Source organism: Lentzea sp. NPDC004789 (assembly GCF_053601075.1).
In genome coordinates this window covers 158,795-165,154 of record NZ_JBSGBE010000005.1, presented here as the reverse complement: position 1 = coordinate 165,154, position 6,360 = coordinate 158,795, and the positions used below count along the sequence as shown (strand labels likewise).

General features: G+C 69.6%; 6 protein-coding genes. 4 read left to right on the top strand and 2 right to left on the bottom strand.

Annotated elements, in window-relative coordinates:
• Nucleotides 1-910: 910 nt before the first annotated feature.
• On the bottom strand, nt 911-1,855 hold the full coding sequence (locus ACWEIJ_RS13605; RefSeq protein WP_449837463.1) for an SDR family NAD(P)-dependent oxidoreductase: 945 nt from the start codon (nt 1,853-1,855) through the stop codon (nt 911-913).
• 108 nt (nt 1,856-1,963) lie between these two features.
• Between ACWEIJ_RS13605 and ACWEIJ_RS13600 the strand changes: the two genes are divergently transcribed.
• Complete coding sequence (locus ACWEIJ_RS13600) at nt 1,964-2,530, top strand: TetR/AcrR family transcriptional regulator (RefSeq protein ID WP_449837462.1); 567 nt, start codon at nt 1,964-1,966, stop codon at nt 2,528-2,530.
• Here ACWEIJ_RS13600 and ACWEIJ_RS13595 read toward each other — a convergent pair.
• Nucleotides 2,478-2,870 (bottom strand): GbsR/MarR family transcriptional regulator, encoded by a 393-nt coding sequence (locus tag ACWEIJ_RS13595; RefSeq protein ID WP_449837461.1) that lies wholly within the window; start codon nt 2,868-2,870, stop codon nt 2,478-2,480. The genes ACWEIJ_RS13600 and ACWEIJ_RS13595 overlap by 53 nt on opposite strands.
• A 131-nt stretch (nt 2,871-3,001) precedes the next feature.
• Here ACWEIJ_RS13595 and ACWEIJ_RS13590 point away from each other — a divergent pair, with 131 nt between their 5' ends.
• The 3 genes from ACWEIJ_RS13590 to ACWEIJ_RS13580 are packed head-to-tail and all read left to right on the top strand — an operon-like array spanning nt 3,002 to nt 6,164.
• Nucleotides 3,002-3,520, top strand: a complete 519-nt coding sequence (locus ACWEIJ_RS13590; protein WP_449837460.1) for an NAD(P)-binding protein — start codon at nt 3,002-3,004, stop codon at nt 3,518-3,520.
• Nucleotides 3,521-3,531: 11 nt separating this feature from the next.
• Complete coding sequence (locus ACWEIJ_RS13585) at nt 3,532-5,046, top strand: alkaline phosphatase D family protein (protein ID WP_449837459.1); 1,515 nt, start codon at nt 3,532-3,534, stop codon at nt 5,044-5,046.
• Entirely contained in the window at nt 5,043-6,164 is a 1,122-nt protein-coding gene (locus ACWEIJ_RS13580) for a hypothetical protein (RefSeq protein ID WP_449837458.1), read from the top strand. Before ACWEIJ_RS13585 ends, ACWEIJ_RS13580 begins: the two co-directional genes overlap by 4 nt.
• Nucleotides 6,165-6,360: the final 196 nt, after the last annotated feature.

The window sequence follows — 6,360 nt, the reverse complement described above, 5'->3', positions numbered from 1 at the left end:
GGACGACCGCCTGAATCACCCAGCCACTCGCCAACGGCCACACATCCGGGGTCCAGCCGCGAGGCGTTGGAAAGCTGGAAGACCACGACCATCTGAATCACCGAGCCGCTCGCCAAGGGCGGCACGCCCGGGGTTCGGGCCGCGAGTCGCCAGACACCTGGGCGACTGCGACCACCTGAGCCACTCGCCAATGGCCCGACGTTCGAGGTCTCGCACCGAAGTGCCGGAAAGCTGGGCGACGGCGAGGCGACCACCTGAACCACCGAGCCCCTGCCAACCGCCTCATGATCGACGTTTCACCTGGCAGCGCCAGACAGCTGGACCACGACGACGACCTCAGCAACGACCGAGCCGCTTGCCAATGACCCCACGTTCGACGTCTCGCACCGAAGCGCCAGACAGCTGGGCGGGCACCTGAACGACCAATCCTCCTGGCAAGGCCGCGCGTTCGGCGTTCGGCCCGGCGCACTGGACAGCTCGACGGCCACTGCGGGATCGAGCGGTGGGCCGCCGGCAGTTGGGCGGTGGTCGCCGGGCGGGCCGAAGTGGTTCAGGCTGCGACGGCTGGGCCGCCGACATCCCCACGGGCGCCTTTCGGCAGCCGCGTTAGTCGTCACCGGATCGGCTCGGGCCGCCACGGCTGGGCTGCCGGAGGTTGGTCGAGGGACCTTCTGCAGCTGGGCGATCAGACCGCTGTCTCCAGCAGCCGCTCGGTCGCCACCGAGCCGTCTGGCACTGCCATGACGCCATCGTCGTGTCGGCTGCTGTGGTCAGCTGGCCGCAGTTCTTGGCGGAACCGTTGGCGACTGCACGATCGTCACCGGGCGACGGTCGCCTGGGCATGTCGCGCCTTCAGCTAGTGCGCGCATCCGTTGCGGTTTCGTCGTCGTTGCGTTGACGGCCTGGGCGGTCAGGCGGGCAGCTTCAGGGTTTCCTCGGAGAGCTTCCACAGGTTGGCTGCGGCTTCCGGGTCCAGGGCGTAGGGGGCTACGCCGCCTCGCATGTCGCCGACGTTCGGCAGCGCCTCGTTGCAGTCCTCGAAGTAGAGGCCCGAGCGGCCCTCGACCAGTGGGGAGACAGCCAGCACCAGGGTGGTCGCGGCGCCCTGTTCCGGGGTCTTGAGCCGCAAGGGCTTGTCTCCGCCGCGGAGTCGGAGGCGCTCCTCCAGCTCTTCCGGGGTGATGTGGCGCTGCAGGGCCGTGAGGATGCCGCCGGGCATCAGGGCGTTCATCGTGATGCCCTCGCCGGCCCAGCGCTTGCCAGCTTCCACACCGAACAGGATGTTCGCGGTCTTGGACTGGCCGTAGGCCTGCCAGCGGTCGTACTCGCGGCGCTCGAAGTGGATGTCGTCGAACACCACCGGGCTGGCGAGGTGGCCTGCCGAGCTGACGTTCACCACGCGGGCACCCTCGGCGCGCAGGGCGTCGAACAGGCCCAGAGTGAGGGTGAAGTGGCCGAAGTGGTTCGTGGCGAACTGGAGTTCCCAGCCCTCCTGGGTGCGGGTGAGAGGTGTGGCCATGACGCCCGCGTTGTTGATCAGTAAGTGCAGCGGGCCGGACCAGGAGCGGGCGAACTCCTTCACCGAGTCCTGCGAGGCCAGCTCCAGCGGAGCGACGAAGATGCCCTTGTTGCCGGTGGCCTCCGCGAGGGACGCGGCCACGCGGTGGGCCGCCTCGACGTCGCGGGCGGCGATGGTGACCTCGGCACCCGCGGCGGCCAGGGCCCGGACGGTCTCGACGCCGATGCCCGACGCCCCGCCGGTGACCACGGCGCGACGGCCAGCGAGGTCGACACCCTCGACGACCTCGAGAGCGGTCGTCTCGAAGCCGAACGGGGTGGTGATGCGCTCACTCATCTGATTTCCCCAACCTTGTCGTACACTGAAACGGAGGTTCCTCCGGTTCGGTGTTCAGCTTAACCGGAGGGTCCTCCGTTTAGCAAGTGACCCACAGGAGTGAACGAAGTGCGTGCTGACGCTGTCCGCAACCGCGGGTTGCTGCTCGAGGTGGCGCTGGACGCCTTCACCCACCAGAAGGACGTGACGCTCGGCGCCATCGCCAAGAAGGCGGGTGTCGGGATCGGCACGCTGTACCGGCACTTCCCCACTCGCGAGGCCCTGATCGAGGCCGTCTACCGCACGGAGCTGGAGAAGCTCTGCGACGCGGCCCCCGAGCTGCTCGAGACGCACGAGCCCGAAGCGGCGCTGCGGGAGTGGATGGACCGCTTCATCGCTTATCTGGCCACGAAACGCGACCTCAAGGACGCGCTTCAGACCGTCATCGCGCTGGGCGTGAACCCGTTCGAGCACAGCCGCGCCAAGATGACCGAGGCCCTGCAGCTGCTGCTGACCCCGCTGGGCGCGACGGCCGAGCCGATGGACGTCATGGCCATGCTCATCGCCGTCGGCCAGAACGGCGACCCGGAACAGGCCAAGCGGATGCTCGACCTGGTCGTGGACGGGATCAAGTTCGGCGCGGTCAGGAAGAGCGCTGCCGCTCGAACCGCTCCACCAGCGCCGGAACCTCGTTGAGCAGGAAGGCGTAGAAGTCGCGCATGTAGGTCAGCCGGTCGTGCGCGATCCCCGGTCCCACCACCTCGACGCCCTTCTGCACAGCGTTGAGCACGTCGTCGACGACCGAGTGCTGCCGCGAGTACAGCGTGGTCCAGACGTTCTCGCGCATCCGGAAGTGCTCGCGCCGGCTGCCCGCCACGAAGCTCCGCTCGATCACACCCATCTGCGTCAGCATCTTGATCGCACCCGACACCGAGCCGGCGCTCACGCCCAGCTCGGCGGCGAGGTCGCCCGCGGTCAGCGACTCCTTGTCGGAGAACAGGAACGCGGCCAGCGCACGCGCCCCCATCCGCTGCATCCCGGCACCGACCAGCGTGAGTGCAAGGCGCTCGGCCGCATCCCTGCGATCTGTCTCGCCCGTCACACCGCCCCTGTCTTCAGAAATTTCTGAACGTTCGCTAGCCTCGATCCTAGGGGAAGGGGCAGGCCATGGCCACTGCACTCGTCGTCGGAGCCGGGGTCGCCGGCCTCGCGACCGCGCTCCGGCTGACTCGCAGCACGTGGGACGTCGTCGTGCTCGACCACGGAAAGCACCACGACCAGGTGCCGCTACGAGGTCCTGACCTGCACGCCGCGCGCAGGCTGGCCGCCCTGCCGTATCCGCTGCACTACGAGACCCGCCACAGCACGGTCACCGGGCTGCACCCGGACCGGTTCGGCGTCACGGTCGCCTTCAACGACCGCGAGGACGAGTGGTTCGACATCGTCGTGTGCGCCCAACCCTGTTGTGAGGCCGAACGATTACCCGGGCTGCGCCTCGAGTCCTGGTCCCGCGACCACGTGGCGCTGCTGCACCGCGCCGTGCGGGACACCGGGATCCCGCTGTGCGCCGCCGAGCTGCTCGCGGACGCGCTCGACATCCACACCGACGACCACGCCGCGTTCTCCTGGTGGGAAACCACTTTGAAGCCGCACACCGTTAGGCCGGCCTTTACCCGCGTTCGGTAAGCCTGCGGGTCATGACCACGTTACGGAGACGCACCTTCATCGTGGGCGGCCTCGCGGGAGCGAGCGCCGGAGTCCTCGTCCCCAGTCTGGCCAACGCCATCGGCTACCCCTTCACCCTCGGGGTGGCGTCCGGCGAACCAGCGGCGGACGGGTTCGTGATCTGGACCCGCCTCGCCCCCAACCCCCTCAACGCGGACGGCCTCGGCGGCATGCCGAGCACCGGCGCCACCGTCGACTGGCAGGTCGCCACCGACGAACACTTCACGAGCCTCGCCCGCACCGGCACGGTCACCACCCAGGCGGCGAGCGCTCACTCCGTGCACGTCACCCTCACCGGACTCGAACCCGGCCGCGAGTACTGGTACCGCTTCCGCACCGGCGGCCACATCTCCCCCGCCGGCCGCACCCTCACCGCGCCGGCCGTCGGCACGTCGCCCGAACTGAGCATGCTCTTCGCCTCGTGCGCGCACTACGAGGAGGGCTACTTCACCGTCTACCGCCGGATGGCCGAGGAACACCCCGACCTGATCCTGCACCTCGGCGACTACATCTACGAAGGCGCCGCCAGCACCACCCGCGTCCGCAGGTTCACGCCGAGCGCGGAGATCAGCACGCTGGCCGACTACCGGGTCCGCCACGCCCAGTACAAGACCGACCCCGACCTGCAGGCCGCGCACGCCACCGCGCCCTGGCTCGTGGTCTGGGACGACCACGAGGTGGAGAACAACTACGCCGGCCTCGTCCGCAACGACAACAGCCCGGCCGGTGACTTCAGGGCCCGGCGTGCCGCCGCCTACCGGGCGTACTACGAGCACATGCCGCTCAGGAACGCCCAGGCGCCCGCGGCCGAGAACATGCTGCTGCACCGCAGGGTCCGCTGGGGCAGCCTCGCCACGTTCCACATGCTCGACACCCGCCAGTACCGCGACGACCAGGCGTGCGGCGACGGCACGAAGGTCTGCCCGGCCGCCGACGACCCCGCGCGCACGATCACCGGCACCGCGCAGGAGACCTGGCTGATCGACGGCCTGCGCCAGCAGCTCGGCACGTGGGACTTCCTGGGCCAGCAGGTGTTCTTCGCGCAACGGCTCGCCGACGCGGACGGCGCCAAGAGCATGGACGCGTGGGACGGCTACACCGCCAACCGCACCCGCATCCAGAACGCGTGGGACGCGAGCGGCAACAAGGGCACGGTCGTGCTGACCGGCGACGTGCACCGCAGCTGGGCCGCCAACCTGATGCAGGACTACGGCTCGCAGAACCGCGTCATCGGCACTGAGCTCGTCACCACGTCGATCACGTCCGGCGGTGACGGCAACGCGGCCGAGAACGGCCTCAACCCGGCGCTGAACCCGCACGTGAAGTACTTCAAGAACCTGCGCGGCTACGTGAAGACCCGCACGACGACCACCGAGATGCACGTCGACTTCCGCGCCGTGGACAAGGTCACCGTCCGCGACTACCCGGTGAAGACCGTCGGCAGCTACGTCGTCGAAGCGAACAACCCCGGATTGCAGGCGCCGTGAAGACATTGCTGATCGCCACCCTCCTGCTGGCACCCGCGCCGACGACGTGGTCCACGGTCAACAGCGACTCGACCGGCGACCAGGACAACGCGGCGGTGTCCGCCACCCGCACCGGCTACACGGCCGTCGTGTGGGAGGACGATCGCGACACCACCACGCCGTCGGACCCGGTCCACTCCGACGTCTGGATCCGCCTCTACAAGGACGGCACGTCCCTCTACGAGAAGAAGCTGAGCACCGGCGGCACCGGCAACTGGCGCCACTGGCAGCCCGACGTCGCACTGCACGAGGACGGCACCGCGGTCGTCGTGTGGTCGGAAGACCCGGACGGCAACGGCTTCTACAACATCGCGGTCCGCTCGGTCAGCCCCTCCGGCACCGTCTCCGGTTCCGGCACGGCCAACGCGAGCGCCGACGGCCAGCAGTACTTCCCGAGCGTCGCGGCCGACCCGGACACCGGCGCCTTCGCGGTGACGTGGGAGGACAAGCAGGGCACCGATCCGCCCACCGTGCGCGTGAGCGGGTTCGCGTCCATCTCCTCCAAGACCTACGAGACCCAGGTGAACAACGCGGGCGGTACCCACGCCAAACCCCAGGTCGCGATGGGCGCGGCGGGCAATGCCATCGTGGTGTGGGAGGCGGACGCGAACATCGCCCGCAAGATCCTCACCCCGTCCGGCGCCGTGAAGCTGGCGCAAACCACGACGGGGCAGGGCAAACACCCCGACGTGGCCGCCGGCTTCAACGGCGATTTCGCGGTCGCCTGGGAGCAGTCCGGCGTGAAGACGCAGTCCTTCACCGCCGCCGGTACCACCCGTGGTGCCACGGCGAGCACCACCGGCAGCGACCCGCAGATCGGCATCGACGACCAGCTCGGGGTCGCGGTGACCACGGCGGAGGCGCAGGACGTGTACACGGTGGTCTACAACCCCGATGGCACGACGACCGGGCGGCCCGCGCGGCAGCTCACGGTCTCGAACGCGGCGGGCAGGCAGGACGAGCCCGCGGTCGCTGTCGACCCGTGGGGGCAGATCACCGTCGTCTACACCGACGACAACGACGGCAACGGGTTCGACCAGGTCTACCTCGGGACGGGTTTGACGACCCAGGCCTGGTAGTGGCGAGCCGGGGGTGGTGTGGGGGTTGCGGCCGCACCGTCCTCGGGCCCGGTGGCCGCTCGCGGTGGTGGTCGCTCGCGGGCAGCGGCTGCTCGCGGACAGCGGCTGCTCGCGGACAGCGGCTGCTCGCGGACAGCGGCTGCTCGCGGACAGCGGCTGCTCGCGGACAGCGGCTGCTCGCGGACAGCGGCTGCTC